The organism is Tissierella creatinophila DSM 6911 (assembly GCF_001940565.1).
Taxonomy (GTDB): Bacteria; Bacillota; Clostridia; order Tissierellales; family Tissierellaceae; genus Tissierella_A; species Tissierella_A creatinophila.
In genome coordinates, this window is record NZ_LTDM01000032.1 from 43,131 (window position 1) to 69,793 (window position 26,663).

The window sequence follows — 26,663 nt, forward strand, 5'->3', positions numbered from 1 at the left end:
TATGTTAAAGATAGAAAATTTAAATAAGAAGTTTAAAAATTTCGAGATTAAGGATGTATCATTTGAACTTAAGAAGGGTTATATAATGGGTTTTATAGGTCCCAATGGCTCGGGAAAGACTACTACTATAAAGTTAATTATGAATCTTTTAAAAAAGGATTCTGGCAGTATTGAAGTATTTGGAAAAGATAATATAAAGTTTGAAAGAGAGATAAAGGATAGGATAGGTTTTGTTTATGATGAAGGGTACTTTTATGAAGATTTAACTATAAAACAAATGAAAAATATCGTAGCTCCATTTTATACACAGTGGGATGAAAAGTTGTTTAAGAAATATATGAAAGACTTTTCACTAGATGAAACTCAAAAGATAAACAAGCTTTCTAAAGGAATGAAGATGAAGTTTGCTTTAGCAATAGCTCTATCTCATAATGCAGATCTAATTATAATGGATGAACCTACCTCTGGTCTTGATCCAATTTTTAGAAGAGAGATACTTGATATACTTTATTCCATTATACAAGATGAAAACAAGTCCATATTTTTCTCAACTCATATAACTACAGATCTTGAAAGAATCGCAGACTATATAACATTTATAGATGAAGGAAAAATAGTTTTTTCTAAGGAAAAAGATTTGATTTTAGAATCTTACGCAGTAGTTAAAGGTGGAAATGAAGATTTAACTCCTGAATTGGAGAAGAGTCTTTTAGGCTTTAGAAAGACAAATGTTGGTTTCGAAGCCCTTACCGATGATAAGAACATGATAAGAGATTTACTAGGAGAAGATGTATTAATTGAAAAGCCATCTCTTGAGGATATTATGTTTTATATAGCGAGGAGGCAATAAAATGTTAAATTTAATTAGAAAAGATTTCTTAGTCACGTATTCAAATAAATTTGCGTTTTATATGCTTTTATTGCTTATACCTCTTTTATTATTTTTTATTGATAATTTTGATTCAAATACGTCATTTATGTATTCTGTTTTAACTTTTGTCTTCATAAGTACAAGAACACCTTTTGCCTATGATATGAAAGATAAACCACATTTATTTATACAGTCGCTTCCCGTTACTAAAACAGATATTGTTATAAGTAAATATATATCTATCTTTGTAAACTTTTTAATAGGATCTATATTTACCACCTTATATATATCTTTTTTAAGTTTATTTAACCTACTTGATATATCAGTTTTAAAATTTAGCACAGTTATTTTCACCTTGTCAGTAAGCATATTTCTTGTATCTATTTCACTTCCAGCTGAGTTTATGTTTACTCCTAAAATGTCTAATTTAATAAATATAATTATCTATGTAATCTTTTTAAACTTTTTTATAATAGGAGATAATAGAATTCTTAACTTTATTAATATATTTTCTGATTATAGAATTGGGATAGGTTTAATATTAGTTTTACTCTATTTTTCATCCATGGTCTTATCAATTGTATTATATAAGAATAGAAAGTTTTATTAGGAGGGATTTAATTGAAACATTTAGTTTTAAAAGATATAAGAATTATTGGGTTTATTAATATAATTTTAGCTTTAGTAGCTTTGGTTGTAGGAACTGTGGGTGTATATTACCAAGATTTATTTAAGTCAAACGCCATCTATATTATACCAATCTTAATTGGTACTTATTTAATTGTCATGACTCTTACAAATAAAGATGTATTATATAATGTCCAGCCACTACTTATTTCCATTCCAACTAAGCGATTTGATATAGTTAAAGCTAGATATTTAACAGTTTTTTCTTATATACTATTTTTAGTCGTAACAATATCTTTATCTTCTAATATAAGCAAGCTAGTATTTAGAAATATAAATGGATCTCCTTTTGGCTTAATTCCTATGATATTTACCATCTCATTATTACTGGTATTTTTATCAATTACTATACCTATTCAGTATTACGATACAAAGAAAGCTCAAATAATAAATATTTTACTCTATATGTTTATTATTCTTTTTCCAAATGTATATAATCGACTTGGTTTAGATTTTATAAATTCTAGACTACTGGAGAATATCGCTCAATTGAACTTTAAGATTATAACTCCAATTGTTTTTATAATTAGTTTAAGTATGTATATTGCTTCTTTGTTTATCTCTAAAACTCTATATTCAAGAAAAGAATTTTAAAAAATAAAAATAATTTTAAAAATAATTAAAATAAAATAAAAGGCCCTAGCTTGTCTTCCAGATAAGTCAGGGCCTTTAATTATGAACATTTTATATAATCTTTAGGTTTATATAAAATACTCCTTATATGTAAATAAATAGAAATATTGAAAAAAAGTTACATATTTGTAACCTTTGTGAATATACTAATATATGTGTTGTGGGGAAGGGGGATTTTGAAAAAAGATTTTAAAAAAAATTTGACAAAACATTTCTTTTCCAATACAATGTTAAGATAGTTAGAATTAGTTACAAAATAGTTACAAAATTTAGGAGGTAATTTATGAAAAGTTTTAAGATACTAAATTCTAAGAAGGTGCAATTGCTAATACTTTTGAGTTTAGTTTTAACATTAACTCTAGGGGTTTATGTCTATAGTGGTAAGGAGATAAGTCTTGAAGTTGATGGAAATAAAACCGATATGGTTTCATATTCTAAAACTGTTGAAGAATTTTTACAAAAGGAAGAAGTAGATTTTCAAGAGGGTGCTTATATAAACCTTCCTTTAGAAACTAAAATAGAAGATAATTTAAACATAGTGATCATAAATCCAAAAACATACATTATAAAGGAGAAAAATAGTTTAAAAGAAGTACGCTCTATATATGAAACAGTAGGAGAGGTAATCAAGGATCAAAGAATAGAACTTGGAAAACTAGATTATACTGCTCCAGCCCCAGCAGAAAGAATAGAAGAAGATACTACTATAGAAATCTTTAGAGTTAAAGAAGAGGTAGTAGTTACAAAGAGTAAGATCCCATTTGAAAGTATTAAGGAAAATAGTAATTCAATCTATAAAGGTGAGTTAAAGCTTAAGCAAAAAGGTATAGAAGGAGAACTTACAACACATACAAACCATAAATATGTAAATGATAAATTAACAGAGTCTACTGTTTTAAAAGAAGAAGTAACAGTAGAAAAGAAGGATAAAATAGTTTTAGTTGGAACAAAGGCAAAGCCAGCACCAAAACCAGTAGTTAAGACTGCAGTCAAGGTTAATGCTAGGGCTAAAACAACTACTACAACAGCTCCTAAAACAACTGTTAAAAAACCCACTACTTCTAAAACACCTAGTAGAAGCAGCTCAAGCAGAGTAAGAAGTTCTATGGTTATGACAGCTACGGCTTATGACTTATCTTATCAGAGTACAGGAAAAAGACCTGGAGATAATGGTTATGGTATAACAGCCTCAGGAATGAAGGCTAGACCAGGGGTTGTAGCAGTAGACCCTAGAGTTATACCCCTTGGAACTAAACTCTATGTAGAAGGATATGGAAATGCAATAGCAGGAGATACAGGTGGTGCTATAAAGGGAAAGAGAATAGATTTATTCTTTAATTCCCATAAGCAAGCAATGAATTTTGGTAGAAGAAGTGTAAAGGTTCAAATATTAAGATAAAGAAAACTTGTATCAGATGCTTTTCTGATGCAAAGTTGCACCGCAGGTACTCCGCATTTTAGTCCTACGGAGTAAATTAAGGTTGCACTTATCCAGGAGCTATGCTTTTTTCTACTCTAGCTTCTTTTGCTAGGGTAGTGAAATTGTAAGCTATCGGGTAATAAAAAAAGGATATAATACCTCGGTATTATATCCTTTTTATTATTAAACTTTATTTTATATTAAATACATAAGTACTCATATAGGGTATATATATTTCTTTTAAGTTGCTTTTATAGTTTTCATCTTCTAGTCCATCTAGTCCAAGCATAGTATCTATATCAAGAGTTTTTCTATCATCATCATATTTGCTTTTAAGAAAGTTTAAGATGTCTTGTACATTTATATATGCATCTTCAAATTTTCCATTATGAACCACAAGTATATAACCTTCTTCTTCTTTTTTTATAGTATATACTATTATGTTTTTACTAGCTTCAAATAGCATAAACTTAAGTTTTTCATTTATAGCCTTAGGATCTGTTAAATTAAATTCTGGATTGTCGCATCTCATCTTTATAAGGTCTCTAAAGTATTTATAGAAGTGAATATTTTTCTTTTTTAGACTCCAGTCTATGGCATTTATAGTTATGGGAGATTTATAGGTGTTTGCTATACCATTTTTACTTCTTAAAAACTCGTTACCATTTGTAATAAATGGTATTCCTTGAGCTGTTAAAAGTACACTAAATGCAAACCGATTTAGTTTTTCAATATCTTCTTCTATCATATCTGGAAAAACCTTTTTCATCTTATCATATATTATTAAATCATCGTGACAATTTATATAGTTTATAGACTCTAGTGGAAAGTCTGTAAAACCTTTGTGAGTGCTGTTGTAGTCAATAGATCCTACTATACCACCTTCTACACTCCATTTATATTTTGGATTGCCCTGAGTAAATCCTGGATAACTACCGTTATTGTCTCCCTTTAGTGCATTTCTAAAGTCGTCATTGAAATATGAAAATCCTAGACTTCGTTGTGTTCCCTTAAGGCTCATCTTTTCAAATGGTAAGGTAGATCTTCCACCTCCCCAAGGTTCTCCATATATAAGTATATCAGGTTTTATATCTTTTAAAGTTTTCACCACAGTCTTTGTAGTACCTATATCCATAAGTCCCATAAGGTCAAATCTAAAACCGTCAACTCTATATTCTTCTATCCAATATATGAGTGAATCTATTATAAGCTTCCTCACCATGGGCATTTCGGTATCTATTTCATTGCCTGTACCTGTGCCATCTGAAAACTTTCCATCTAAAGTCATCCTATGGTAATATCCTGGCATTAAATAATGTAAGTTACTATTTTCTGCTTTATATGTGTGGTTGTATACTACATCCAATATTACTTTAAACCCATTTTCATGAAGTTTCATTATAAGTGTTTTTAATTCTTTTATTCTATTTACGGGATCCGTTGGATCTGTTGCATAAGAACCTTCTGGGGTATTATAAAGCTCTGGATCATAACCCCAGTTATAGTTATCATCATTTAAAAAGTTTTCTAATCTTTCATCTACTGTAAAAAAATCATATACAGGTAAGAGATAGATATGTGTTACGCCTAATTCTTTTAGGTGATCTAGACCAGTTGTAAAATCTCCATAACTAGTTCCTTCTTCTACAAAACCTAGAAATTTTCCTCGATTTTCTACCCCAGAGTTTAGAGAAGCGGTAAAGTCTTTTATATGAACTTCATATATTATAGGGCTTGAAAAGTTTTTATTTTTCAATATTTTATGATCTCTAAAGCCTTTGGGGTTTGTATCTTCTAGGTCTATTATGGCTGATGCAGATGAGTTTATAGCCGATGAAACTGAGTAGGGGTCTGTTATTTCTATTTTTCCTTCTATAAGATATTTATAGAACTTTCCTTTATGATCTCCCTTTATCCTCAGTTCATGAACTCCATCTTCTTTTTTTTCCATTTTAAAGACCTGTTTTTCATCTAATTCTTTTCTCTCATATAGTATTAATTCTATATTTTCTCTAATTGGTGACCATACTCTAAAAAGAGTTTCTTCTTTAGTATAGTCGCTTCCAAGTTTCTTTTCTGTTTTCCCAAAGTCTTCCATACTTCCTCCTAATTGCTAATTAAATTCTCATATAAGTCTATATATTCTCTAGATGACTTTTCCCAGTCATTTTTAGAATTCATAGCAGATTGTACTAAGTTATTCCAGTTATTTTTATCTTTATATATAAAAATTGCATTTTTTATGGTGAAAAGCATTTCATGCGCATTAAAGTTTTTAAAACTAAATCCATTACCTTTTCCCGTATATAGATTGTAAGGCTCTATAGTATCTTTTAAGCCTCCAACTTCTCTGACTATAGGTATTGTTCCATATCTAAGTGAAATGAGCTGAGAGATCCCGCACGGCTCTGACATTGAAGGCATAAGAAATATATCACTTCCTGCATATATAAGATGTGCTTCATCTTCGTTGAAATACACTCTTGCTGCCATTTTATCAGGATATTTGTTTTGAAAATATAAAAACATATCTTCATATTCACGATCTCCAGTTCCAAGCATTACAAATTGTATATCTTCTTGAAGAAGTTCTTCTATGGTTGCTCTTACTAAATCAAGACCCTTCATAGCTACAAGTCTTGTTACCATAGATATAATCGGAACGGTTTCATCTACTGGCAATCCATATTTTTCCTGTAGGGCTAATTTATTTTGTTTCTTATTCCTTATTGTTTTTAAAGTATAATTTTTAGCTATTTTTTTATCTGTCTTAGGATTATATTCGTCATAGTCTATACCATTGACTATCCCCCTTAGTTTTCCCGAATGCTTATTTATTATACCTTCTAAGCCTTCTCCAAAGAAATGATATCTTATCTCTTGGGCATAGGTTTTAGATACTGTTGTCAATATATTGCTATAAACTATTCCAGCTTTCATCATATTTATATTATCATAGTATTTTAAGCCATCTTCATGATAATAGTCTCTTGAAAGTCCAGCGACTTCTTGAAGGATAGATTCTGGAAATACTCCTTGATATTTTAAATTGTGCATAGTATGAACACTCTTTATATCACTATAGAAACTATCCCCCTTTTTAAAGTCTTCTATATAAAGTGGAACAAGACCTGTGTGCCAATCGTTAGAGTGAATTATATCGGCTTTAAAGTCTAAAAATTTAGGAAGAATTGTAGCAGCTTTGGAAAAAAATATAAATCGTTCTCCATCATCTACTTCTCCATATATCTTATCTCTTTTAAAATAGTATTCACTATCTATAAAATAATATATTACACCTTTATATTTGTAGGATAAAACCCCTGCATATTGGTGCCTAAAACCTAAATCTACATAAAAGTAGCCAATATAGTCCATTTTCCTTCTATACTTTTCCTCTATTTTAGAATAAAGGGGCATCACAACTCTGATGTCTACCCCTTCTTTTTTAAGATATATAGGAAGACTTCCAGCTACATCTGCAAGTCCTCCTGTCTTTAAAAATGGTACTGATTCGGATGTTGTAAAAAGTACTTTCATAGACTTATTCATCCTTTCTTATCGTTTGATTTTTTTCTACTACATAAGGCATTGTAGAGCTTCCTGCTATTCTAGCATAAGCTTCTACAGTTGTATATTTATCTAATATAGAATTTACTATTATGGCATCATTTTTTATTATTCCCTTTTGCATTACTATTGAGTTTTTAACTATGGCATCTTTGCCTATCTTTACTCCTCTAAATATTATGGAGTTTTCTACATTTCCATCTATAATACATCCATTTGCTATAATAGAGTTTTGCACTCTAGAATCTCTTCCATACCAGGTTGAAGGTTCATCTTTTGACTTGGTATAAACTAATCCATTCTCATAAAACATCTCATTTGCTATCTCCTCGTTTAAGAGATTTAAGTTTGCATCGTAGTAATTTTTTAGATCCGATATATTTTCTACATGGCCTTTAAATTCATATGTGTTTACTTTATAATTTTCTTTATTTTGAATCATAGCATCTCTTAGATAGTTTGTATCTCCTCTTTCAATGGATTGTCTTATAAGTTTTAGAAATACGTCCTTTTTTATAAATCCCATTTCTAGAAAAAGATTGAACTCTTTTTCTGTTCCAAGGTTTAAACCCATACTCTTTAGATTTCCATCTTTGTCTATAATCATCTTGTCTTTACGAATAAAGTCTCCATCTGAATCTGTTTGTTTTTTATATATAAGAGTAAAGTCTGCATCTGTATCTAAAAAATATTTAAAAGCTTCGTTTAAGTCTACCTTAGCTAAGATATCTGGATTGCATATAAATATATATTTTTCTTTTGCGTATTCAAAAAATGGTTCTGTACTATGAAATTGATGAATATCCCCTGTATATAGTCCATAATCATTTTCTAGTATTGGAGGAAACATAAATAATCCATTAAATCTTCTATTTAAATCCCATGGGTTTCCATTTCCTATGTGATCCATTGTAGACCTCATCTTTTTGCCTGTATAGATAGCTACAGATTTTATGCCGTTATTAACCATGTTTGAAATTGTAAAATCTATAAGTCTATATCTTCCGCCAAATGGCAACATATAAACTGGTCTATGTTTACAAAGCCCGCCAAAGTTATTTTCATTGTCTCCACCATTTATTATCCCTATACATCTGTCCATTTTGTCTCCCCCTTACTCTACTAATATGCCTTCATCTGATACAAGATAGATCTCTTCTCCACCTTCTTTGCCAATTATTTCTCCTTCTTCTACTGTTATGCCTTCAAGTATTACAGCATTATTAACTTTGGCACCTTTTTTTATTGTACAATTTGACATTATAACTGAGTTGTTTACTACTGCTCCTTCTTCTATCCGTGTTTCACTAAAAAGTATACTATTGTTTACTTCTCCCCTAACTACACAGCCTTCATTTATTAGAGAATTATCTATTATAGCTGTTTCAGCGATGTATTGAGGTGGAAGGTTTTTAGGTCTTGTATATATTCTCCAATCTTTATCATATAGATTTAGAGTATTGTTTTCACCTAGAAGATCCATATTTGCTTCCCAAAAGCTCTTTACAGTTCCAACATCTTTCCAATACCCTTCAAAATTCCAAGCGTACATTTTGTTACCATCTTCTAACATCTTAGGAAGTATGTCTTTACCAAAGTCATGACTTGAGTTTTTGTTTTTAGAGTCTTCTACTAGATAATGCTTTAACTTTTTCCAGTTAAACATATATATTCCCATAGATGCCATATTGTTTTTTGGATTTTCTGGTTTCTCATCAAACTCTACTATCTTCATAGATTCATCTACATTTAATATTCCAAATCTAGATGCTTCCTCCCAAGGCACTTCCATTACTGCTATGGTTACATCTGCGCACTTTTCTTTATGCACTTCTAAAAGATCGTTATAGTCCATCTTGTATATATGGTCACCTGAAAGAATTAAAACGTATTGAGCATCTATTTCTTCTAAAAAGTCAATGTTTTCAAATATAGCATTGGCAGTTCCGGTATACCATCTTCCCCCGTCTTCAGATGTAAATGGTTGAAGTATTCTAAGTCCTCCTACGTTTCTGTCATAGTCCCAAACTGAACCTATTCCTATATGAGAGTTTAATAGTGCTGGCTTATACTGAGTTAGTACTCCTATATCTGAAATTCCTGAATTAGTAGCATTACTTAGTGGAAAATCTATGATCCTATATTTCCCTCCAAAGGGTACTGCTGGTTTTGCGATGTGTTTTGTAAGTGTTTTAAGTCGTGATCCTTGTCCCCCTGCAAGAAGCATAGCTACTACCTTTTTTTTATTCATCACTTTCGCCCCCTAATTTTTCTTTTTTAAGATTACTCCTCCAAGTGATGGTAAAGTAAGTTCTAATCTAAAATCTCTACCATGGATAGATTCTTTTTTAGTTTTATAAGTTTTTATCCTCTTTGTCTCTCCCCCATATCTCTTATGATCACTTGTTATAATCATCCCGTAGGATCCTTCTTCCTCTACACCTATTGGATAGTCAATCCTTTCTACGGGTGTAAAGTTAAATACTGCTATAAGGTTTTCACCATTTTTACCTATTCTTTCAAATGCTATAATACTTTCTTTGTGGTTCTCGTGTTCAATCCAGTTAAATCCGTCATAAGAAGTGTCATTTATATAGAGAGCTTCTTCCTCTTTGTATAGCTTGTTTAAGTCTCTTACAAATTTTTGAACACTACTATGACTATCATATTCTAGTAGATTCCAATCTAGGCATTTCCACTCATCCCATTCTTTAAATTGTGCAAACTCTCCTCCCATAAAGAGAAGTTTTTTTCCTGGATATGCATACATAAATAGATATAGTAATCTTAAGTTTGCAAACTTATCTCTATAACTTCCTGGCATTTTATCTAATAAGGATTTTTTACCATGAACTACTTCATCATGACTTAAAGGAAGTACAAAGTTTTCGTTAAATGCATACATAAGACCAAATGTCAGTAGATCTTGTCTTTTCCCTCTAAATAGAGGGTCAATTTTCATATATTCTAATGTGTCATTCATCCAACCCATATTCCATTTATGGGTAAATCCTAATCCTCCTTCTTCTAAAGGAGTTGTAAGACCTTCATATGATGTAGATTCTTCTGCAATTAAGAGTGTTTCTGGATGCTTCTTTTTTATGATACTATTTAATCTTTTAAAGAATTCTATTGCTTCAAGATTCTCATTTCCCCCATAGATATTCTTTATGCCTTTTCCAGAAAGGTCATAGTATAAAATATATGATACTGCATCTAGTCTTATGCCATCTATATGATAATATTCTAACCAGTACATGGCATTTGATATTAGAAAGCTTAGAACTTCAGGCTTTGTAAAGTCAAAATTATATGTCCCCCACATATCGTTTTCCGCTTTTGCCCTATCTAAGGATTCAAAGAGATAAGATCCATCAAACTTTCCAAGTGCATGCCCATCTTTTGCAAAATGTGCTGGAACCCAATCAAGTATTACTCCGATTCCATTTTTATGGCACTTATCTACAAAGTTCATAAAATCTTTGGGTGTTCCAAATCTAGATGTAGGTGCAAAGAATCCTGTTATTTGATAGCCCCATGATCCATCAAATGGGTGTTCCATAACTGGCATAAGTTCTATATGAGTGTAACCCATTTTCTTTACATACCTTACAAGTTCATCTGCTAAATCATCGTAGGAATACTGAATGTCTCCATCTTTTTTCTTCCACGATAAAAGATTTACTTCGTAAATAGATAGTGGACCGTTAAGATAATCTTTTTCTTTTCTTTCTTTTATCCATTTTTTATCGCTCCATTGAAATCCTTCTATATCATAATATTTGGAAGCCGACTTTGGCCTTTCTTCTGCATGGAAAGCATATGGATCTGCTTTCATAAGTACTTCGTTCTCTTGCGTTATAATTCTATATTTATAAGCGTCAAACTCAGATACACCCTTTAGACATATATTCCATAATCCACTTTCAGGTATTCTCTCTAATGGAAGACTTGTCTCATTCCAATGGTTAAAATTTCCCGTTAAAAAAACTTCTTTAGCTCTGGGTGCCCATACTATAAATCTTACATACCCTTCATTCTCTAGCATTTTATGAGCTCCTAAAAATTTATAGGATTCATAAAATGTTCCTTGGTGAAAGAGATGTGCATCAAATTCACCTTCTTCTATATAAAAATAATCTATTCCCATAAGATTACCCCTTTCATAAGTTCAAAAGAAAAGTATTACTTGTTTTTATATCTATACCCAAAAATGGTGTCTTCTTTCTCTATATACCCTTTTTGAACCATTTGATTTAACTTTTCTTCTAAACTTTGTATTGTATAAGTTATACCTGTATCTCTTTCTAATTCCATAGCAGTATCCAATAAATCCCCTTCATTTATTGGAAGCTTTTCTTTTATATCATTAAATAAACCATCATCTTTTTGTTTTGTCTTGAGCTTTAATTCGTCAAACGGATTTAGTGTATGAGGGCTCGTTGTAAGAGCTGCTCTTATCCTTCCATAGACTGTTCTACCTAGTGTAGCCGAGGAAATAAACACATCTCCTGTACGAAGGTATGGAAGACGCCTTGTCTCTTCAACTGTCAAGTCCGTTTCTTCTTGTATAGTCTTTATATCTGAAGCCCTAACAGTTCTAAATATAAACTTTGTATTTAGTTGTGCTGTTATAGTTTCATCTAGAAGGGTTGGTCTTTGAGTAGCTAAGATTAAAAAGACTCCATATTTTCTACCTTCTTGAGATATCTCTTTTAATATAGATTTAGATGGAGAATCATACCCCTTTGGAGCAAAGTTATGAGCTTCATCTGTTACTATTATAAATGGAGGAAAGTATTCAGCTGCTATTTTTTTGTAGATTGCATCTTTGTATTCGCGTCTTTTGTGATAGAGATTGTTTAAAAGGTAAGTGCTAAATACTTGAAGTATTCTAGTATTTCCCTGAAGCACCATAAGTTTACCATCTTGAAGACCTATTTCTATCTCTTTTATATCTTTAGAAAATATTCCTTCATTTTCAAGTCTTTTAAGTCTCCATAGGATTCCTCTTACAGAATTATAAGGACAGGTTTTATCGTAGTTTAAGAAAAGTTCTTTTCTCTTTTCCCATGCCTTTTTTTCTTCTGCATCTCCGCTTGATATAATCCTGTTTTCTATCTTTTCTATATTGCCTTCTTCTTGGGCTTCTGTTAGCATTCTAAGTCTATCTGCAAAACTTATATAAGAATCTCTAGGTTTAAATAGTATATCTACCACATTATTCATAGAGTCTGTAAGATGACTTGAAGCATCAAGAAGATTTTTAAGATCTCCAGATTTTAAGTCTTCAAATTTAACTCCTATATGAACACCTACTTGAAGACACTTGAAACTATCATTGAAGTCCTTTTTTTCTTTTAGATAATCTGGAGTTTCTGAAAAGTCCATTTCAAAATGAGGATCTAGTACTATTGTTGGTATATTTTGATTCATAAGCTCTTCTAAAATAACCCTTAGCCCAAACGATTTCCCAGATCCTGAACCACCAAATACTCCTATATGGGGATAGTGATGCTGACTTCTTAGATCCATTATATATGGAATTTCCTTTTGTGGTACAAGACCTCTCTCTTCAAATGTATAGAGAATATCCTTAAATTCTTCATCCATATCAAGCGCCATATCATCTGTATTTCTTATAACTCCAAGAACTAGACCTTCTTCTCTAGTTGACTGAATCATTATTTCTTTTACTTCAGAAAATTTTGGAAGTCTTATATCAGACCCTGTTTGGACTGGATAAAGTGCCTCATTTAAAAGCCTTACTTTAGAAATGTATATGGTGTCTTCGTCAATATTATAACCCAATGATTTTAATGATTCTATTACAGAAGCATCTACCATATCTCCATAAATATTTAATGGAATATATCTGTTAAATGTCTGAGCTTCTACTACTTCTCCTATTAAATCATCTTGATATGGATCTTCTATGATTAAAAATTCATTTATTCTAAAGTTTCTATCTTTTGATCCTACAAAAACTTCTTGTTGGGTTGTTATACCTACTACTTTCATTGTTTCATCTCCTAGTCTCTCTTGTCTCTTTCAGATATAAAAAACCTCTCATAAAGTCCTCTATCCATATATCTTTCCATTAAGCCTTTCATTATAGCATCTGATATCTTTACTTCTTTATCTACCATATCTAGCCAAAGAGGTATACCACGACTTGTTTGGGGAGTTAGGGTTAAGATGAGTCTTGCCATCTCTTCTATACTTGTCTTTTGACTATCTAGTATATCTATTCCTATAACAGTTGGAGCAAGTGAACTCCTTATAAATCCAGAAGAGTATCCTTCTATACCCTTTTTATTTACCATTTCATTTATGATAATCATTTCACCATATTGAAGCTTTCCAAATAAAAGTTCTCTATCATAAAATGAAGCATCTATAGCTTCATACTTTTCTCTTAATCTATCTCCTATTATAGAAGTTTTTATATCTTTTATAACTCCTACTAGTATGATATCCTTTTCTTCACATATAGTCCTAAGCTCTTCCCATTTAGCTTTTGCATATATATTGTATCTTATAAGCCCACCATCCATAAGTATAGCATATGGTTTAAACCTTTCTACTGCTTCTATAGCAGCTTCTACTTCTATGGTAGAGAGTTTTATGTTTTTCTTATCTTCTATCTCTTCTAAGTCTTCTTTTTTTTCAATGGGTGAATTTAAACTCTCACCTTCAGCAAGAGGGGTATATATATCTGCTAAGAAAAGAGGCTCGTCCTTATATATAGTAGACTTAGCGAGTGCTTGATAAGCTTCTACAAAGTGAGGATGTGCTCCTCCTACACGGTTATTTGAACCATCTACTCCTACTATACCACCCTTTTTTTGGCAAGCTTCTAGATGGGACTTACTAAGTTTTTCTAGTGTTTTTATTTTGCCTATTTCTTCTTCTATAAACTCTCTAAGGGTTTCTTTATCAAGGCTTAGTACCACTTCATATTTTTCTTGAAGGGTTAAACTTAAACCTGAAATCTTTTCTTTTAATTTATCATGTACGCTATACATCTTACACCACTCTCTTTATATCTCTAAACTCTTTTTATAAACTTCATTTTTAGGTAGATTATATTTTTCTGTCACTATCTTTATACTTGCCTTTTTGGTATATCCTTCTTCTATATATTTTAAAAGTTCTTTTTCTATATCTATTTCTTTTTCTATATCCTCTCCAGTTTTTCCTTCAACTACTAGTACAAACTCTCCTCTTGGGGCATCTGTTTCAAACTTTTCTATGGCGGACTCTATATCAGATCTAAATATCTCTTCATACACCTTTGTAAGTTCCCTTATAACGGCTATTCTTCTATTTCCAAAACATGTTAAGATATCTTTTAGGGAGTCCTTTATTCTATGGGGAGATTCGTAGATTATGAGTGTATTTGAATCTTCTTGTAGAAATCTTAATCTATCTACTCTTTCCTTTTTTTTAGATGGAAGAAAACCTTCAAATGTAAATCTTCTTGTAGAAAGTCCAGAAGCTACTAAAGCCGTTATAAGAGCGGTAGCACCAGGAAGAGCTATTACCTCTATTCCTCTTTCTATTGCAAGGGCTATAAGTGTTTCTCCAGGATCTGATATCCCCGGCATACCTGCATCACTTATTTGGGCGATGTTTTTTCCTTCTAATAGTTTTTGTATAAGTTCCTTACTCTTCTCTCTTTCATTGTGTTCATGATAGCTTGTAAGTGGCTTTTTTATCTCATAATGGTTTAATAGTTTTAGACTATGTCTTGTATCTTCAGCAGCTATTATATCTACTTCTTCTAGTACTTTAAGTGTCCTAATAGTTATATCTTCTAGATTTCCTATAGGAGTTGGACAGATATAAAGTTTTCCTTTTTCCATTGTGTCACTACTTTCTATCATATATTTCATATATTTCGTCTGTATATGTTCCATCTTCATTGTAGACTATTAAGGGCTTAAAAAACCTAAGTTCCTTATTTCCACTTTTTACTGCTTCTATTAGTACAAGGTTTGGAGCTTTACCTAGTTTTGGATATACAAATCTAATCCATTTAGGTTCTAATTTATGAGTTCTTAATAAGTAAAATATATCTGTAAGCCTATCTGGTCTGTGTACTAAAAAGAGTTTCCCTAGTGGTTTTAAAAGATAATCTGAAATCCTTATTATATCTTCTAGATTGCACTGGATTTCATGACGAGATATGGCAAAGTTTTCTTTCTCATTTACTATAGCCCCTCCAGTTTTCAGGTATGGTGGATTTGAGACTACTGTATCTATTTCGCATTTAGAAAATCTTTTAGGTAGATCTTTTAAGTCCATATTTAAGATTTCTATTCTTTTCTCTAAATTATTAAGTTCTATGCTTCTCTTAGCTCTTTTAGAGACTTCTTCTTGAATTTCTATTCCATATATCTTTTCTACTCGAGAATTATTTGCAATTCTAAGTGGTATAATTCCTGATCCTGTTCCAAGGTCTACAACAATTCCCTTTGGTTTTGAAAAGTTTGAAAGAAATATGGCATCTGTGCCATAGGAAAAGGAACTTTTATCTTGTATAATTTTAAAATCTGTACCTGGAACCAGGTCTATTCTCTCCATTTTCCAGCTCCTTTTACATAGTAAAAAAGACCCAATGGGTCTTTTCGCTTCTAAATTATTCTGGTTGTGGTGCGTCAACTGGACAAACATCTGCACAAGCTCCGCAATCTATACATGCATCTGGGTCTATTATGTAAATGTCTCCTTCTGATATAGCATTAGTTGGACATTCTGGTTCGCATGCTCCACAAGCTATACAATCATCATTTATATGATATGCCATTTTACTCACCTCCCCTTAATTATATTTTAACAGATTTTTTTAGGAAATTAAAGTATTAAAAAAATTTTATAAAAATTCTTCTACTTCTCCACTTCTTTTTAATGAATTTATAAATGAAATATCTCTCTCTCCCGTAAGATTTATATCTTTTATTGGATATTTAAATATATCTTCTGTTCCATCTTCTAGTCGAACTCTTACCTTTACAGTTTCAAGTAGAGTATAGGAATATACTATTGTACCTCTACCTACTGGAGTAATAGCTATATCTCCAAGCTCTGGCATTCTACTAAGAGCATCTTCATATGCTTCTTGTTCATATTTTAAACAACACATAAGTCGACCGCAAAGACCTGATATCTTAGCTGGATTTAGCGATAAGTTTTGTTCCTTTGCCATTTTTATAGAAACTGGCTCAAAGTCTCCTAAAAACTGTACACAGCAACAAGGTTTACCACAAGGACCTAGACCTCCTAACATCTTGGCTTCATCTCTTACTCCTATTTGTCTTAGCTCTATTCTGGTTTTAAATATAGCTGCCAAATCCTTTACAAGATTCCTAAAATCTACCCTTCCATCTGCCGTAAAATAAAATATAACTTTATTGTTATCAAAGGTATATTCTACATCTATGATTCTCATATCTAAATTATGAAGCTTTACTTTTTCTTCACATATCTTATGAGCTTTTTTTGCCATCTTTATATTTTCTCTATGCGTTGCAAAGTCTTCATCTTCTGCAATTCTTATAACTCTTTTTAAAGGTGAAACTATTTCCTCTTGGGATATAAGTTTAGGTCCCGAAGCAACATGCCCAAACTCTATACCACGAGCTGTTTCTACTACTACAAAATCATTGCCCTTTACATCTAATTCACAAGGATCAAAATAATAAATCTTGCCTACTTTTTTAAATCTGACTCCTACAACTTGAATCATTCCTTACCCCCTATATGTTAAGAAGCATAGCTTCTAGGCTTAACTGAAAGTTTACGTTTTTTCTTATTATATCTTTTGTTTCCATTATATTTAATATTATATCATTTATTTTATTAAAAGCCATAAATGAATGTTCATTTAGTAAAGAAATTTTATCTTGATTTATAATAAGAGGGCTATTTGGGAGCTTTTTATAGAGCAACAGATCTCTAAAGTAGTAAATCATTATATCTAATATCTCATGTATATCTTTTTCATTGTTGTTAAAAAAGTCCATAGAATTAAACACTTTAGTTTTATCACCTTTTATTAAATCATTTAAAAGCTTTAAAACTTCTTCTCGTCTTTGAAACAATAGATCGCTCTTTGCTAAGTTTATACTCTTTCCTATAGCGCCCTTGGTAAATTCTGTTATAAATTTAGCTTGTTTTTCATCTTTTCCGTAGTGTTCTATAAGTAAATTCTTGATTTTTTCTTTTGGAACTGGAAAAAAATTTATTGTTTGAACTCTAGAGAGTATAGTTGGAAGAAGTTTATAAGCTTGCGAGCTAGTAAGGATTATATGGGCAAAAGAAGGGGGCTCTTCTAGTGTCTTTAGTAGCTTGTTTGTACTTTCTTTATTCATAAGATGAGCATCTTCTATTAACATTACCTTTTTATTTGAGTTTAAAGGAGCAGTACTCATCTCTTTTTGAATTTTATTTATGTGTTCTATTTTTATAAGATTTTTTTCAGGTTCTATATGAAAAAAGTCAGGATTGTTTCCGCTTTCAAATCTTTTACAAGATGGACAATCTCCGCAAGGTTTTTCTCCTTCTGATAAGCATAAAAGAGCTTTACTAAAGGCATAAGAAAGCTTCTTCTTTCCTATGCCTTCTTCACCTTGAAATAGATAAGCATGACTTATTTTATTTGTCTTTATAGATTTTTTTAAGATTTCTATAACTTTTTCATGTCCTATAATTTGGTTAAAATCCATTTAGTTCTCCATTTCTAAAGTTTTATATGATCAAAGATATCTATTACAAATAGATTTGCTCCTCCTACTACTACTTCTTCTTGACCATCTTTTATCTTTTTACTTTTAGTTTGATGTGATATAAGATCTACTATAGTGTCTATCTCTTTTTCTTCTGTACCTATAAGAAGAGTAGTATTTCCTGATTTTAAAAACCCACCTGTAGAAGATAGACGAGTTGTCCTAATTTTATTGTCCATAAGAGTTCTTATTACTTTATTTACATGTTCATCTTGTATAATAGCAATTATAAGTTTCATATTTACTCCCCCTATATCCTAATATGTCTTTCTACATCTAATATAAATACTGTTGCTCCTCCTACTTTTACTTCTAGAGGATAAGGTATATAAGTGTCTCCTGGCATTGTAACTGTTAATAGGGAAGTTGTTATTTCACGAGTTTTACAGTTAGTTTCTATTAAATCTACTACTGGTTTTATATGCTCTTCTTCTACCCCTACCAATAGAGTAGTGTTTCCGGCCTTTAAAAAGCCTCCTGTAGATGTTAACTTTGTCACTCTGTATTTATGGTCTGTTAGGTCTTCTATAAGGCTTGCAGCATCTTGATCTTGTACTATAGCTATTATAAGTTTCATTTAGCTCTCCTCATTTCTATTTTAATATTTTTTTGATTGTATTGATGCTTTGTTCTAAAACTTCTTCTATAGAACGGCTTGCATCTATTATTACTATATTTTTAGGATACAATTTTAAAAGATCCATATAGCCTTTATATACTCTTTCATGAAACTCTCCGCCTAAATTTTCAAGTCTATCAGTATCTATATTTCCTAACTTTCTCTCTAAAGTAATCTTTGGATCTATATGAAAAAAAAGGATTAAGTCTGGATAGACTCCTCTTATAGCAAAATCATTTATCATTTTTATCTTTTCTATACCAAGACCTCTTCCAACCCCTTGATATGCAAGCGATGAAAGTATAAATCTGTCACAGAGGACAACTTTTCCATCTTCAAGCGCAGGGATGATCTTTTCATGTATATGCTGCCCTCTAGAAGCTGCGTAAAGTAGGGCCTCTGTTTCGTAACTCATATTTGTGTTTTTATTGTCTAAGATAATCTCCCTTATCTCTTCTCCTATAAAAGTTCCACCTGGTTCACGTGTTTCTATAAATTGTATGCTTTCTTTCTTTAAAAAATCTCCAATTAATTTTATAATGGTAGATTTCCCCGAACCATCTGGCCCCTCTAAGGTGATAAATACCCCACTCAAATCTTACAACTCCTTTGTTTTTAGAACTACTATTTGTTTTTTATTATATCCCATTAATCTAACTATTTCTAGTCTATTTTATATTTATTCTTCTTATACCCAAAAAACCCCGTATTAATTTACAGGGTTTAATTCTAAGGGAGGAAGTATGTAATATCCTAGGGCTATTCTTATTAAATTTTTATAGTAGTCATACTTTTCATCTTCATATTTTAAATTTTGTATTTCATCTAAACAATACTTACACATCTTTATTTTAAAAATACCTATATTTTCTTCTATATTTCCACAGATATTACAATACATAGTTATCATCTCCTAAATTCTTTATTAGGATTATCTCCTAGATAATATATATTATTCAACTGAAGAGAGATTTGTGCGTGTCTTAAATAAAAAAGAATCTATAGAGAGTTTCTATAGATCTTTTATTCTCTTTTCCTTTATTTTCTTATCCTTTTTTCTTAAATTAAATAGAGTATATACCTCTACCATAACTAAGATTACAATAGATGCAACTGTGGTAAATATAATAGTACTATACTCTGCGTTCCATCCATCTCTTGAAATATGTTTTATATATATTCCTATATATGCCCATATAATTGGCAATCCATATGCCACATCATTATTTTTTAGAATTGTAAGAGAAGCTATTATAAGACCTACTACTATAACTCCTATAGTCCAAAATGATTCTGATAATCCAAAGCCATCAAAGCCTAGTTTTACAAGTAAAGTAGTAACATTGGCTATAGTTGCAACTGTAAGCCATCCCATATATATACTAAATGGAAATCTTATAAAAAAGTAATCTTTTAGAGATAGTTCTGCTCTCTTTGTAATATTATTTATAATTATCAATAAAAGAAGTATTGATATTATAATAGCTAGTGAAACTTCTATAAATCTATAATGCCAAGCAAATATCCACATAGTATTTAGTATCGATGAAATAGAAAAGTATATTCCAATCTTTTTAAAAAGTTCTTCTTTATAAGGATCTGATTCTCTTTGAAATATTCCAAATCCATATATAGAGTATAAGAAAAGAAGTAAATATATAACTCCCCATATAGAAAAGGTTATACCCGCTGGTGCAAATAAATTGGGATAAGAGTCTGAAACCTCTCCAGAAGTTACACCATTTATAGGCAAAATATTTGCAAGTGCATTTGTAGCTACCATTATAAGGTATGTGATTAAAGTCCAGATTTTTAAAGAATAGTTCGTTTTATTAATTTTCAAGTTAATCCCCCCTCTATTATATGTATATTATACCCAAGTTAAAAATTAAACTACAAAAAATACCTATAAATGAAACACTCTTTTTCAAGTGTCCTATCTATAGGTACAATTATAATTTCTACTTTGTTTTTTATTTAATATTATTCTTCGTCTTCTTCTCCAACTACTGGAACATCTGCTGATGCTTCTTCATCTGTTTCTTCTTCCTCTTCTTTTACACTAGGTTCAGATAGAGTACATACTACAGTATCTTCTTCTGCTAATATCTCTATATCAGCATTTTTTGCTATATCTAGGTCTTTAACAAATAAAGGTGTAGTAAAGTCCATATCTTCTACATCTACATCAGCTGTATTAGGAATATTTCCCGGTAGACATTCAACTTCTACTTCATTTAAAAGTTGTGCAAGTACTGATGGTTGAAGTTTTACTTGATCCCTGTTTAATAGATTAATTGGGATAAGAACTTTTATTTTTTCGTTCATATTTAATTCTTGAAAGTCAATATGAAGTACTTTGTTTTTTACAGGATGCATTTGTACATCTTTTACTATTACTGAATGAGTAGACCCATCTAAGTCTAAATCTATTACTGAAGTAGTACCTGCTTTTCTAAATGTAAGTAGAAAGTCTCTTTCGTCAATTTGTAAACTCTTTGTCTCTTCACCTTTTTTGTAAATTACTGCTGGAATTACTTTTTGAGATCTAAGTTTGTTTACCTTATTGCTTCCAATACCTTCTCTGTTTTGTACGGTTATTTTATATGATGACATCTGTGTTTCCTCCTCTTATCTTCATTGTTCGCATATAGTACTTATATCATAAATACGCTTAATTTGCAAATATTCTTAGGTATATTTTGACCATCTTTTTTATAATATTTCTTAATTTTAAAATTTAACTAAAGTATAATTTGAAGCACTAGTAAGAGTATAACCCCTGGTACTCCTAAAAACCCTACTATAATAGCATTTAAGGGGTTTATTGCAATTGATAAGTTGAAAATCCCCCCTACTGCATTAAATAAAAACAGCACAACTCCACCTATAATCCCATTTAAAAGTAGTTTAATCAATATTTTAATAGGTATAACAAGAAACATACCAACTACATATATAAGAACTAAACCTGCAAGATAAAAAAGAATTGTTGTTATATCCATAAAAACCTCCCCCTCTACTATAAATATAGGACAAATATGTCTTAAATATTCCTAATTTTAATGACTATGCCCAAATAACATAAGACTAATTGCCATTACAAACATCCCAAGTATAGTGCCATAAACCGAAAAGTGATGATCTTCATACTGCTGTGATGTTGGTAGCAGCTCATCTAAAGATACAAATATCATTATTCCCGATATTATACAAAAGAGTACTCCAAAGAGCATGTCTCCAAAAAAATTAGAAAATAATGCATAGCCAAGGATTGCTCCAACAGGTTGGCAAAGCCCTACAAGGGTTGAATATAAAAATGACTTCTTTTTACTCTTAGTAGCATAGTATATTGGAACAGAGATAGCTATACTAAGGGGTATATTGTGAAGGATTACAGCTATTGCTAGCGGGATTGCTATTGTGATATCTTTAAGTCCTGTTGTAAATATAGCTAGTCCTTCAGGTAAATTATGTATACCTATTGAAACTGCTGTCATAATTCCAAGTTTTTCTAGATGCCTTTTATCTATGTTTTTTTCATCTTCTTCCAGATGAATATGTTCTTCATCTATCTTATGGTGATGATGTCCCCCCATACTGTGAACCCATTTTTCTAAAAGAGCTGTAAAGATCATTCCGCCAAAAAAAGCCATTAAAGCTATAACATGCCCTCTAGTACCACTAGCTGTTTCTTCTATTAGATGTATGCCTTCAGGAAGTATCTCCATAAAGGATATATATATCATAATTCCCGCAGAAAAACTTAAAGAAAGACTTAAAAACTTTTTATTTTCTTCTTTTATAAAAAATGAAAAAAGACTTCCAAATCCCATTGTAAGTCCTACAAATAGTGTTAAAATAAAACTGCTTAAAACATTTGAATCCATAAAAAAACCACCTTAAATTTTAATATTCTATTTTTAAATATTTACCCTTTAAGAAAAAATCTAATCTTATTGAAAGTTTACAAGCCTTGTGATAAGATTAAATAATAACAAGGGCGGTTAACTCAGTTGGTAGAGTGTCATCTCGACAAGGTGAAAGTCGTAGGTTCAAGTCCTATACCGCCCACCAATTAATAGCTAAACCCTTCTCCTAAAACTTCATTTACAAAGTTTATCCAAATAAAAGCTTTGGGATCTATTTCCTTTATATGTTTTTTGATTTTCACATATTCTTTTCTAGATACTACTGTATTTATAATTCTTTTATCTTTATTGGAAAATCCTCCTGCTCCATATAAAAGCGTTACTCCTCTTGAAATTTCATGGGTTATATATTTACTTATTTCCCTTTCTTTTTCACTTATTATTACAACTTTAATTCTGGTGTTAAATCCAGCTATAAATTTATCTATTATTACTGAGTTTAGTGTAATTCCTATAAATGCATACAGACCTATGTCTATTCCAAAGGCAAAAATAGAAGATACTACAATTAAAACATCTGCAATAAGCAAACTTATTCCTATGGGAAAATCAGTATATTTATTTATAATTTTAGCGACTATATCTGTTCCACCAGTAGAAGTTCCTTGATTTAGTATAATGGCCATACCTATTCCTTGAATCATTATTCCATATACTAGGTTTAAGATTATATCATCAACTAATGGAGCCTTTAGATTAACCATTAGATCTAAAACATCTATAAGTCCCGATATAACTAAGCTTGTGTAAATAGTGTAACCTGTAAACTCTTTACCTAAAATTATAAATGCTATTATAAATAAAATCACATTTCCTATAAACATTATCGTACCTACACGCAACATCGGGATAAATTTATTTAATACCATTGCAAGACCTGTAATTCCACCAACTGCTAAATCTGAAGGAATTAAAAAGAAATATAATCCTGCTGCTAAAATAAGTATTCCAATATTTATAAGAAAAAATCTCTTATTGTCAAATTTTTTCATCCACCTTCTCCTCTCTAGGGAAATAAATCTTCCCCATTTAATGATAGAAGAAAAGGAGGATAAAATCAAGTTAATTTTATCCTCCTAAGGTAATATCTTGAACATTATACCAATCAAGTGCTGAAATAAAATGATCTGGAGAAAAATCAGGCCAGTAATCATCTACAATAAAGAAGTCTGAATAAACTGCTTGAAGAGGTAAGAATCCACTTAATCTTCTTCTGCCGCCCCACCTGATTATAAGATCTACTCTAGATATATCTTTAGATTTTAAAAGCTCTATTGGATTTATAGCTTTTTTTTCTTCATTATTTAAATTATTTATATCCCATTTCCAATCATAGTTCACTAAAAAGTTTACCTTTGTTCCACCTTTTCCAAACTTTTTTCTTGTGTTTGTAAAAGGTTTTAACTCTTCTGGAAACATCTTTGAATCTGTATTTCCTATGACAAGTAGCTCTGCATCTTCTTTTGTTAAAAGCTCTACTGCATCTATACAGGCCTTAGTAAAGGCAAGTCTTTGAATTGTAGGTCTTTTAGTATTGTCCGCTGTAAAGCCATAAAATGTAAGCTCTTCTATACCGTGTTTTTGACAGAGTTTAAAGACTTCAACCCCAGGATTTAAACCACTATGGTATCCCCTATCCCGAGTCATTCCATTATCCTCTGCCCATCTTCTATTGCCATCAGGTATAACTGCTAGATGTTTAGGTATTCTCATATTAAAACACGTCCTTTCTTACTGATATTATTTCCAAAATAGTGGATTTAATACAGAGAAAGAAAATAAAAGACTTTTAGTTAAAATAATTTGTTGTAATTAAGAGATATTATAAAATATTAGTTTTTATATTGAATTCCTAATTCTCCAAGTATAGCTGAAGTTACCCCTTTTACTATTTGTATTTGTTTTAAATCATATAGGAGATTGTCCTTTGTATGGTCTATAAATCCAAGTTCTATTAAAACTGCTGGTGCTTTAGTATATTTTAATACATAGAAGTTCTTAGCCTTTACTCCTCTATCATTAAATCCAACTTCAACAAGATTTTTTTGTATAGATTGTGCTAAAGCTTTAGACTTTGCACTACTAGGATTACTAACCCAGGTTTCAACACCATGTGCCTTTTCAGGTACAAATGCGTTTCTGTGCAAAGATATAAAATAATTGTAGTTCTTTTTATTTGCAAACTTTGCTCTTTCATCTAGGCTCATTGTCTTATCTGAACTACGAGTTTCATCTACTGTAACACCATGACGTCTTAAATTAGCTGCAATTAGTTTTCCAGTAGCGATGGTATCTTCCTTTTCTTTTCTTCCTTGATAACCAGCTCCAGGGTCATTTCCACCATGACCATAGTCAAGACAAACTATAGGTTTACCCGGCTTAACTGGTTCAGGTTTTGGTGTTGGTGTTGGTTCAGGTACTACTGGTTCTGGTTCTGGCGTTGGTGTTGGTGTTGGTTCAGGCTTTGGTTCTGGCTTTGGTTCTGGTTTTGGTTCAGGTACTACTGGTTCTGGTGCTACTGGGGTTTCATTTATTATTCCATCTTTCGCATCTTTAACTTCTTTAAAGACTTTAGCACTTACGGCAGTTTCTCCACCGAGCACGATAGGTTTTACCTGTGAATCTTTTACATATTTTAAAGCTTCTATATCAATATGGTTTGTACTTGTTAAAAGTATAGGTGCATTATTTTTATCTGAAAAATATCCTCCTACTAAAGCATCTGCATCTCTTTGACCATTAGCTACTACTAAATTTTCAGGTTTACTAAAATACTTTTTAGCTATTTTAATAGCAGTATCATATCTATTGTTTCCCTCTACTCTTGTGACATTAACTTTCATGCTTTTTAATTCAGTTTCAACTGCTGCAGAAACTGCAACTTTTCCACCTACTATAGTAATATCTGTTACTCCAAACTTTATAATTGCCTCTTTGGTTTCTTTTGGGAGTTTATCAGTTTGTGTTAAAAGAACAGGCATATTTTTTTTAGCTGAAACTGGTCCTATTGCTAGAGCATCTGCTAAAGCATCTTGTTCACCATTTGGTAGAACCTTCATTCCTTGAGTTAAGAATACTTGTTTTTTAGACGTAATCTCATTAGCTATCTCAACAGCCGTCTTATATCTATTATCTCCACTTACCCTTTTTACATTTAGTTTAAGAGCTTTTAGTTCATTTTCTATTGACAATGGAACTGTTGTTTCACCACCAAGAATATAAACTGTATTAACACCTAGTCTTTTTATTTCAACTTTGATTTCGTTTGAAAGTTGTTGTTTTGGCGATATTAGTACTGGAGCATTTTTAGCTTTTGCCAATATTGTGCCAGTAAGGGCATCAGCTGATCCATTATATCCAGCTAGGACTAATGTATTGGCTGTTCCATCTTTATAAGCTCTCTTACTTATTTCTATGGCAGTTTTTATTCTGTCACTACCCTTTAATCTCTCTATATCATTATTTATGTTTAAAGCGGCTTTTAAAGGCTCTTTTTGAATTGTTTCTTGATTTAAGGGTGCTTCTTCTACTTTGTTTTGTTCAACGCTCTGGGTATCTTCTTCCTTTATATCTGATACTGTCTCTTGGGGGGAGACCTTCTCTATTTCCTTATCGCCTTCATTTTGTTGGGCTTCTTTAATTTCTATATGTGTTTCACCAAGATTATTATCTTCACTTGGATTGTTGGTATTTGCTAAGCTTACATTTACTATTCCTGGTACTACCATTGCTAGTATTAAAAGTATAGCTAAAAATTTACTAAATTGTTTCATTAAATTTCCTCCTCTTATGTAGTTCAAAAGTTATCTTCTAGTGTTTACTTATATAAATCTTTCCCCCTTTTATATGTTTTTTTAAATTATTTTATATAATAGATATTATATAAATATGTATAATTGAAAGTATAGTATATTTGGATAATTTATGCAATTGTTTTAGCCATAATATCCATAAAATTTGCCCTGTATGCTTATAAAATATAAAGTTATAACTTTCAATATATATCATATCGGCAAGTTTTTCTAATAGTTTTAATAATTATTATTTAAAATTTATCTTTAGTTTATTTTTAAAACTTTATTAGCTTATTTTTTATAAAAACCTAATAAATAAGGATTGAAAGTTCTCATATATTAAAAAT

The 26,663-nt window shown here is 30.9% G+C and carries 27 protein-coding genes and 1 tRNA gene; 5 read left to right on the top strand and 23 right to left on the bottom strand.

Annotated features, from left to right (window positions below; genetic code table 11):
* Window position 1: 1 nt before the first annotated feature.
* The 4 genes from TICRE_RS08310 to TICRE_RS13760 all read left to right on the top strand — a co-directional run bounded on the left by TICRE_RS08310 (window position 2) and on the right by TICRE_RS13760 (window position 3,590).
* Window positions 2–850 carry an ABC transporter ATP-binding protein gene (locus TICRE_RS08310; RefSeq protein ID WP_075727027.1) on the top strand — a complete coding sequence of 283 codons (849 nt, stop codon included), beginning with the start codon at window positions 2–4 and terminating at the stop codon, window positions 848–850.
* A gap of 1 nt (window position 851) precedes the next feature.
* Window positions 852–1,481, top strand: coding sequence for an ABC-2 transporter permease (locus TICRE_RS08315; protein WP_075727029.1), 630 nt, complete (start codon window positions 852–854; stop codon window positions 1,479–1,481).
* Between the two features lie 11 nt (window positions 1,482–1,492).
* Window positions 1,493–2,152 (top strand): ABC-2 transporter permease, encoded by a 660-nt coding sequence (locus TICRE_RS08320; protein WP_075727031.1) that lies wholly within the window; start codon window positions 1,493–1,495, stop codon window positions 2,150–2,152.
* 322 nt (window positions 2,153–2,474) lie between these two features.
* Entirely contained in the window at window positions 2,475–3,590 is a 1,116-nt protein-coding gene (locus tag TICRE_RS13760; RefSeq protein ID WP_075727033.1) for a 3D domain-containing protein, read from the top strand.
* A gap of 211 nt (window positions 3,591–3,801) precedes the next feature.
* Here TICRE_RS13760 and pulA read toward each other — a convergent pair whose 3' ends face one another.
* The 20 genes from pulA to zupT all read right to left on the bottom strand — a co-directional run bounded on the left by pulA (window position 3,802) and on the right by zupT (window position 22,480).
* A complete protein-coding gene (gene pulA / locus TICRE_RS08330) occupies window positions 3,802–5,709 on the bottom strand; it encodes a type I pullulanase (protein ID WP_075727035.1) in 1,908 nt (635 codons plus the stop codon).
* An 8-nt stretch (window positions 5,710–5,717) separates the two neighbouring features.
* Window positions 5,718–7,151 (bottom strand): glycogen synthase GlgA, encoded by a 1,434-nt coding sequence (glgA, locus tag TICRE_RS08335; protein ID WP_075727037.1) that lies wholly within the window; start codon window positions 7,149–7,151, stop codon window positions 5,718–5,720.
* A 4-nt stretch (window positions 7,152–7,155) separates the two neighbouring features.
* On the bottom strand, window positions 7,156–8,283 hold the full coding sequence (gene glgD, locus TICRE_RS08340; protein ID WP_075727039.1) for a glucose-1-phosphate adenylyltransferase subunit GlgD: 1,128 nt from the start codon (window positions 8,281–8,283) through the stop codon (window positions 7,156–7,158).
* Between the two features lie 12 nt (window positions 8,284–8,295).
* Complete coding sequence (locus TICRE_RS08345; protein WP_075727041.1) at window positions 8,296–9,435, bottom strand: glucose-1-phosphate adenylyltransferase; 1,140 nt, start codon at window positions 9,433–9,435, stop codon at window positions 8,296–8,298.
* A 9-nt stretch (window positions 9,436–9,444) separates the two neighbouring features.
* Entirely contained in the window at window positions 9,445–11,331 is a 1,887-nt protein-coding gene (gene glgB / locus TICRE_RS08350; RefSeq protein ID WP_075727043.1) for a 1,4-alpha-glucan branching protein GlgB, read from the bottom strand.
* 35 nt (window positions 11,332–11,366) lie between these two features.
* Window positions 11,367–13,202 carry an ATP-binding protein gene (locus TICRE_RS08355; protein WP_075727045.1) on the bottom strand — a complete coding sequence of 612 codons (1,836 nt, stop codon included), beginning with the start codon at window positions 13,200–13,202 and terminating at the stop codon, window positions 11,367–11,369.
* 11 nt (window positions 13,203–13,213) lie between these two features.
* On the bottom strand, window positions 13,214–14,209 hold the full coding sequence (locus tag TICRE_RS08360) for a DNA double-strand break repair nuclease NurA (protein WP_075727047.1): 996 nt from the start codon (window positions 14,207–14,209) through the stop codon (window positions 13,214–13,216).
* Window positions 14,210–14,224: 15 nt separating this feature from the next.
* A complete protein-coding gene (gene rsmI, locus TICRE_RS08365; protein WP_233120173.1) occupies window positions 14,225–15,079 on the bottom strand; it encodes a 16S rRNA (cytidine(1402)-2'-O)-methyltransferase in 855 nt (284 codons plus the stop codon).
* Window positions 15,057–15,770 (bottom strand): tRNA1(Val) (adenine(37)-N6)-methyltransferase, encoded by a 714-nt coding sequence (locus TICRE_RS08370; protein ID WP_075727049.1) that lies wholly within the window; start codon window positions 15,768–15,770, stop codon window positions 15,057–15,059. The genes rsmI and TICRE_RS08370 overlap by 23 nt, the downstream gene beginning before the upstream one ends.
* A 55-nt stretch (window positions 15,771–15,825) precedes the next feature.
* A complete protein-coding gene (locus tag TICRE_RS08375) occupies window positions 15,826–15,993 on the bottom strand; it encodes a 4Fe-4S binding protein (RefSeq protein WP_075727051.1) in 168 nt (55 codons plus the stop codon).
* A gap of 66 nt (window positions 15,994–16,059) precedes the next feature.
* Entirely contained in the window at window positions 16,060–16,932 is an 873-nt protein-coding gene (locus tag TICRE_RS08380) for a PSP1 domain-containing protein (RefSeq protein WP_075727053.1), read from the bottom strand.
* Between the two features lie 10 nt (window positions 16,933–16,942).
* A complete protein-coding gene (gene holB, locus TICRE_RS08385; RefSeq protein ID WP_075727055.1) occupies window positions 16,943–17,911 on the bottom strand; it encodes a DNA polymerase III subunit delta' in 969 nt (322 codons plus the stop codon).
* A 14-nt stretch (window positions 17,912–17,925) separates the two neighbouring features.
* Window positions 17,926–18,210 (bottom strand): cyclic-di-AMP receptor, encoded by a 285-nt coding sequence (locus TICRE_RS08390; RefSeq protein WP_075727057.1) that lies wholly within the window; start codon window positions 18,208–18,210, stop codon window positions 17,926–17,928.
* An 11-nt stretch (window positions 18,211–18,221) separates the two neighbouring features.
* Window positions 18,222–18,548 carry a cyclic-di-AMP receptor gene (locus tag TICRE_RS08395; RefSeq protein ID WP_075727060.1) on the bottom strand — a complete coding sequence of 109 codons (327 nt, stop codon included), beginning with the start codon at window positions 18,546–18,548 and terminating at the stop codon, window positions 18,222–18,224.
* Between the two features lie 16 nt (window positions 18,549–18,564).
* A complete protein-coding gene (gene tmk / locus TICRE_RS08400; RefSeq protein ID WP_075727063.1) occupies window positions 18,565–19,185 on the bottom strand; it encodes a dTMP kinase in 621 nt (206 codons plus the stop codon).
* Window positions 19,186–19,299: 114 nt separating this feature from the next.
* Window positions 19,300–19,491, bottom strand: a complete 192-nt coding sequence (locus TICRE_RS08405) for a sigma factor G inhibitor Gin (protein ID WP_075727065.1) — start codon at window positions 19,489–19,491, stop codon at window positions 19,300–19,302.
* 111 nt (window positions 19,492–19,602) lie between these two features.
* Window positions 19,603–20,433, bottom strand: a complete 831-nt coding sequence (locus tag TICRE_RS08410) for a hypothetical protein (RefSeq protein ID WP_198927536.1) — start codon at window positions 20,431–20,433, stop codon at window positions 19,603–19,605.
* 140 nt (window positions 20,434–20,573) lie between these two features.
* The gene (locus TICRE_RS08415; RefSeq protein ID WP_075727067.1) at window positions 20,574–21,206 is read right to left on the bottom strand and encodes a 50S ribosomal protein L25; all 633 of its coding nucleotides are present in this window, start codon (window positions 21,204–21,206) and stop codon (window positions 20,574–20,576) included.
* Between the two features lie 128 nt (window positions 21,207–21,334).
* Window positions 21,335–21,595, bottom strand: coding sequence for a pro-sigmaK processing inhibitor BofA family protein (locus TICRE_RS08420; protein WP_075727069.1), 261 nt, complete (start codon window positions 21,593–21,595; stop codon window positions 21,335–21,337).
* Window positions 21,596–21,652: 57 nt separating this feature from the next.
* The gene (gene zupT / locus TICRE_RS08425; RefSeq protein WP_075727071.1) at window positions 21,653–22,480 is read right to left on the bottom strand and encodes a zinc transporter ZupT; all 828 of its coding nucleotides are present in this window, start codon (window positions 22,478–22,480) and stop codon (window positions 21,653–21,655) included.
* A gap of 111 nt (window positions 22,481–22,591) precedes the next feature.
* On the opposite strand from zupT, the gene TICRE_RS08430 reads away from it, so the two are divergent.
* Window positions 22,592–22,667: transfer RNA gene (locus TICRE_RS08430), tRNA-Val, on the top strand.
* A gap of 1 nt (window position 22,668) precedes the next feature.
* On the opposite strand, the gene TICRE_RS08435 is transcribed toward TICRE_RS08430, so the two are convergent.
* The 3 genes from TICRE_RS08435 to TICRE_RS08445 all read right to left on the bottom strand — a co-directional run bounded on the left by TICRE_RS08435 (window position 22,669) and on the right by TICRE_RS08445 (window position 26,295).
* Window positions 22,669–23,514, bottom strand: coding sequence for a YitT family protein (locus TICRE_RS08435; protein WP_075727073.1), 846 nt, complete (start codon window positions 23,512–23,514; stop codon window positions 22,669–22,671).
* 76 nt (window positions 23,515–23,590) lie between these two features.
* Window positions 23,591–24,235: an undecaprenyl diphosphate synthase family protein gene (locus tag TICRE_RS08440; RefSeq protein ID WP_075727075.1), complete on the bottom strand. Its 645-nt coding sequence runs from the start codon at window positions 24,233–24,235 to the stop codon at window positions 23,591–23,593.
* A gap of 119 nt (window positions 24,236–24,354) precedes the next feature.
* On the bottom strand, window positions 24,355–26,295 hold the full coding sequence (locus TICRE_RS08445) for a cell wall-binding repeat-containing protein (RefSeq protein WP_075727077.1): 1,941 nt from the start codon (window positions 26,293–26,295) through the stop codon (window positions 24,355–24,357).
* Window positions 26,296–26,663 lie beyond the last annotated feature (368 nt).

What these genes read in the sequence shown, in the direction of transcription:
- TICRE_RS08360 (WP_075727047.1), bottom strand. Translation starts at nt 14,209, where the DNA reads ATGTATAGCGTACATGATAAATTAAAAGAAAAGATTTCAGGTTTAAGT.
- TICRE_RS08355 (WP_075727045.1), bottom strand. Translation starts at nt 13,202, where the DNA reads ATGAAAGTAGTAGGTATAACAACCCAACAAGAAGTTTTTGTAGGATCA.
- TICRE_RS08390 (WP_075727057.1), bottom strand. Translation starts at nt 18,210, where the DNA reads ATGAAACTTATAATTGCTATTATACAAGATGAACATGTAAATAAAGTA.
- TICRE_RS08435 (WP_075727073.1), bottom strand. Translation starts at nt 23,514, where the DNA reads ATGAAAAAATTTGACAATAAGAGATTTTTTCTTATAAATATTGGAATA.
- TICRE_RS08415 (WP_075727067.1), bottom strand. Translation starts at nt 21,206, where the DNA reads ATGTCATCATATAAAATAACCGTACAAAACAGAGAAGGTATTGGAAGC.
- TICRE_RS08315 (WP_075727029.1), top strand. Translation starts at nt 852, where the DNA reads ATGTTAAATTTAATTAGAAAAGATTTCTTAGTCACGTATTCAAATAAA.
- holB (WP_075727055.1), bottom strand. Translation starts at nt 17,911, where the DNA reads ATGGATTTTAACCAAATTATAGGACATGAAAAAGTTATAGAAATCTTA.
- TICRE_RS08420 (WP_075727069.1), bottom strand. Translation starts at nt 21,595, where the DNA reads ATGGATATAACAACAATTCTTTTTTATCTTGCAGGTTTAGTTCTTATA.
- rsmI (WP_233120173.1), bottom strand. Translation starts at nt 15,079, where the DNA reads ATGAAATATATGATAGAAAGTAGTGACACAATGGAAAAAGGAAAACTT.
- TICRE_RS08395 (WP_075727060.1), bottom strand. Translation starts at nt 18,548, where the DNA reads ATGAAACTTATAATAGCTATAGTACAAGATCAAGATGCTGCAAGCCTT.
- TICRE_RS08375 (WP_075727051.1), bottom strand. Translation starts at nt 15,993, where the DNA reads ATGGCATATCATATAAATGATGATTGTATAGCTTGTGGAGCATGCGAA.
- zupT (WP_075727071.1), bottom strand. Translation starts at nt 22,480, where the DNA reads ATGGATTCAAATGTTTTAAGCAGTTTTATTTTAACACTATTTGTAGGA.
- glgA (WP_075727037.1), bottom strand. Translation starts at nt 7,151, where the DNA reads ATGAAAGTACTTTTTACAACATCCGAATCAGTACCATTTTTAAAGACA.
- glgB (WP_075727043.1), bottom strand. Translation starts at nt 11,331, where the DNA reads ATGGGAATAGATTATTTTTATATAGAAGAAGGTGAATTTGATGCACAT.
- TICRE_RS08370 (WP_075727049.1), bottom strand. Translation starts at nt 15,770, where the DNA reads ATGGAGAGAATAGACCTGGTTCCAGGTACAGATTTTAAAATTATACAA.
- TICRE_RS08380 (WP_075727053.1), bottom strand. Translation starts at nt 16,932, where the DNA reads ATGATTCAAGTTGTAGGAGTCAGATTTAAAAAAGTAGGCAAGATTTAT.
- TICRE_RS08405 (WP_075727065.1), bottom strand. Translation starts at nt 19,491, where the DNA reads ATGTATTGTAATATCTGTGGAAATATAGAAGAAAATATAGGTATTTTT.
- glgD (WP_075727039.1), bottom strand. Translation starts at nt 8,283, where the DNA reads ATGGACAGATGTATAGGGATAATAAATGGTGGAGACAATGAAAATAAC.
- TICRE_RS08310 (WP_075727027.1), top strand. Translation starts at nt 2, where the DNA reads ATGTTAAAGATAGAAAATTTAAATAAGAAGTTTAAAAATTTCGAGATT.
- TICRE_RS08440 (WP_075727075.1), bottom strand. Translation starts at nt 24,235, where the DNA reads ATGAGAATACCTAAACATCTAGCAGTTATACCTGATGGCAATAGAAGA.
- TICRE_RS08445 (WP_075727077.1), bottom strand. Translation starts at nt 26,295, where the DNA reads ATGAAACAATTTAGTAAATTTTTAGCTATACTTTTAATACTAGCAATG.
- pulA (WP_075727035.1), bottom strand. Translation starts at nt 5,709, where the DNA reads ATGGAAGACTTTGGGAAAACAGAAAAGAAACTTGGAAGCGACTATACT.
- TICRE_RS13760 (WP_075727033.1), top strand. Translation starts at nt 2,475, where the DNA reads ATGAAAAGTTTTAAGATACTAAATTCTAAGAAGGTGCAATTGCTAATA.